Source organism: Roseimaritima sediminicola, assembly GCF_009618275.1.
GTDB lineage: Bacteria > Planctomycetota > Planctomycetia > Pirellulales > Pirellulaceae > Roseimaritima > Roseimaritima sediminicola.
Genome location: NZ_WIAD01000104.1, coordinates 1 through 3,517 on the forward strand (window position 1 = coordinate 1; position 3,517 = coordinate 3,517).

Genomic DNA, 3,517 nt, shown 5'->3' on the forward strand with positions numbered 1-3,517 from the left:
CCAAGACCTATTCGATCTACAAGACGTTTGGAAGCTTCGATTTCCAAACAACACAGTGTAAAGCGTTAAGACCCCAGCAGCGGCCTTTTGGTAGATACTAGGCCTTGTTTCCGGTGTTCAGCGAGGGGCGAGACGACGACGTCTTTGGAAACATCGTCAACGTCACCGACCCGCTCGGGAACGAGACGGTGTATACTTATAACCGTCTGAATCAATTGGTGACCGAGGGCAAGGTGTACGGCAGCGGAACGCAGAATCGCAGCTATGATGCCGTCAGCGGCGGCCACGCGGTGGCTCCGCAACTGGCGACGTTCGAGTACAACGCCGCGTCCCAGCGGACCGACCCGCGGCGCTACTCGGCCGCAGCGGCCGACCCGAGAAGAAGGCTTCGCCGGGGTCAGACCCGGTGTTCGGTGTTCCCAACAGTGGTCAAGCAGAAGTGCATTTTCGAATACCGAACACAAGGCCTGACCCTCGCAATGCGACTCCCAAGACGCCCTGGGACGGATGCGAACCATCATCGGCGACGTCCCCACCCAAAACACCCGCTACTGGGCCGTCGGGTCCGTGCGTTCGGCAACCGACCAGCTGGGCAATGTGGCCCGGTTCGATTATGACCAGCGAGGACGCCTGTCGACCGCGTACCAGCCTCGGCCCGAGGCGTCGGTCGTCTCGCCCGAAGTCGGCTACCAGTACACGGTCGATGGCCTGCTGACCGCGGTGACCGATCCACTGGGCCGCGTCACGTCGTACAGCTATGACGATGGTGGACGCGTAACCCGCGTGACACAGCCCGACCCCGACGGCGCGGGTTCGCTGGCCGCGGCCTATACCGACTACGTCTACGACAGCCTCGGAAACACCGTCTCGACCAGCGACGCACTCGGGCAGACAAACGCCGTGGAGCGGGACGCCTGGTATCGCGTGATCGCCTCGACCGACCCCTCCTCGGCCACCACCTCGACCCGCTACGACGTGTTCGGAAACATCGTCAACGTCACCGACCCGTTGGGGAACGAGACGGTTTATACTTACAACCGTCTGAACCAACTGGTGACCGAGGGCAAGGTGTACGGCAGCGGAACACAGAATCGCAGCTACGCTTATGACGGCGCAGGGAACCTGCGGTCGCTGGTCGATCGCAATGACCGGCGGACCGAGTGGGCCTACGACAACCGCTACCGCGTGAGCAGTGAAACCTGGAAAACCGGCGCCAGCGTCGATCGCACCTTGACCTACGCTTACGACACTTCGGACCGCACAACGTCCATCGACGATTCCGACCCGCTGGCCACCGATTTCGATTTCTCCTACGACGACCGCAGCCAGTTGCTGGCCGAACGGCAGCTGATCAGCTTGGTCGGCACCAGTGTGGCTTTGAATCGCGCGTTCGATGACAACGGAAATCGGATCACCCTGGGTGCCAACTTCGGCGGCACGCTTGCGGGCACGTCGATCGTCGGCGGCGTCGATGATTTCACGCGACAGTTCACTTACGATGGCCTGGGACGGTTGACCTCGGTCAACTCGGATGCTGTCAGCGGCGGCCATGCGGTGGCTCCGCAGCTGGTGACGTTTGAATACAACGCCGCCTCTCAGCGGACCGACCTGCGGCGCTACTCGGCCACGACGGCCGACCCGAGCGACCTGCAGGTTCATTCGCGTCGCGGCTACGACCAAGCCGGGCGGCTTGCCAGCATCACCCACGGCACGGCCGAGATCGCCGCGGGCGAAACCTGGGACGGCACGTCGTCGCTTCCCGCATCACTCGGTTCGAGCAACATGCTGGCCGGCTACTTCTTCGGTTACGACCAAGACAACCGGTTGGTCGAATTCGCTTCCTACCGCGACGGCACCGAGACCAGTTACGGTTACGATAGCCGTGATCAATTGACCTCGGCGACCACCGCCGCGATTGCAGGACTCAGCCAACCGTTCGGTCTGGCGTCCAGTGAATCGTACGACTTCGATGCCGGCGGCAACCGCAAATCTTCCGGCGGCTCGTCGCAATCGGCCACCGACACGCACAACCAGCTGCAGACCGACGGCACGTACAACTACACCTACGACGACGAAGGAAACACGCTTTCCAAGACGTCGATCGCCACGGGTGAAGTCACCGAGTACGCGTGGGACCACCGCAACCGACTGGTGCTGGTCACCGAACGGGCTTCGGCCGGCGGCACGATCACCCAGCAAGTCGAGTTCATTTACGACGCCTTCGATCAGCGGGTCGGTAAACGCGTCGACAGCGACGGCGACGGAACCTGGGATCGGGACGAAGCCTTCGTCTGGGCCGACGGCCAGACCATGCTGCGATTTGTGGACAGCGACGGTGAAGCGGTAAGCGAATCGTTCCGCGTGGCGAACCGTTACCTGTACGGTGACGTCGTTGACGAGGTCCTGGCCGACGAGCAGTACGCTGCCGGCAGCGGGCCAGCGGTCAACTCCAGCACGGCCAGCACGACGGCCGGTGAAACGCTGTGGACCATTGCCGATCACCTGGGCAGCGTCCGAGATCTTGTCGACGACAACGGCGTCGTCCGTCAGCACGTGGTTTACGACAGCTTTGGCAACCGGCTCGTCGAGCAGGATTACGACGCCAGCGGGACCGCGATCGCGAGCAGCCATGCGAGCGCCGTCGACACCCTGTTCGGCTACACGGGCCGCGACTGGGACGCCGACGTCGAGCTACAAAACAACCGAGCCCGCTGGTACGACCCCACCACCGGCCGCTGGCTCAGCCAAGACCCGATCGGATTTGCTGCCGGTGACGCGAATCTTTATCGGTATGTGGGTAATGGGCCGACGACAAGGATTGACCCGAGTGGTTTACAGGAGCCCACTGATGGCCCAACTATCGGCGCTCATCCGAACCCAACTCCGGTTTGGCAGGAACCATTTGTCTACGATCCGCGAGACCCTGACGTTCTCTATAAACCCGGAATGCTTGGGTGGACGGTCAGCAATCTCTATCACCGTCTGGGGTTTGCGGGTGCCGTAAACGGAGTCCGCGGTAATTTGAGTCTTTGGTATAACGATCCTGGCGAAGCGGCGATGAACTGCACCGGCCCCGGGTTTATGTACAACTTCTTTGCTGATGGTGGCCCCGAGGCCATCGCGTCGATGAGTGACCTTGAGAAGCAAGATATTCCCGTCCAAGTAGCTACCGGGATCGTGACCGGAAACATTCTTGGAAACGTGACTGGTGTGCTTCCGGTGCGTGTTAGTCGCTCCGGCTACAAGTTCCGAATTATCAGTCGCGAAGGGAAGGTTCTCGAGATTGCTGGGGAAGGTCCCGAAGGAAGGCTGTATTCGATACCCGAGGTTATTGATCAGGGCGATACAGTTTGCCTTCGGGGATTCGACATTGATGGACCGGGCGCAGGGTCGTTCAGCCGTTATGAGTTGAAGTTGCTTGTCCGTGATTTAGTGGAACAACTTGGATACAAACCTTCGAAAATCCGTATTGAAGGCAATCCCCGAACGACCGGTGCCAATCCCGGCAAGCAGCCTC

Annotated in this window: 1 protein-coding gene; it reads left to right on the forward strand. The window is 61.0% G+C overall.

Going from position 1 to position 3,517, the window contains the following annotated elements:
• Nucleotides 1-507: 507 nt before the first annotated feature.
• A partial coding sequence (locus GE027_RS22375; RefSeq protein WP_162006893.1) for an RHS repeat protein occupies nucleotides 508-3,517 on the forward strand: 3,010 nt, incomplete at its 3' end.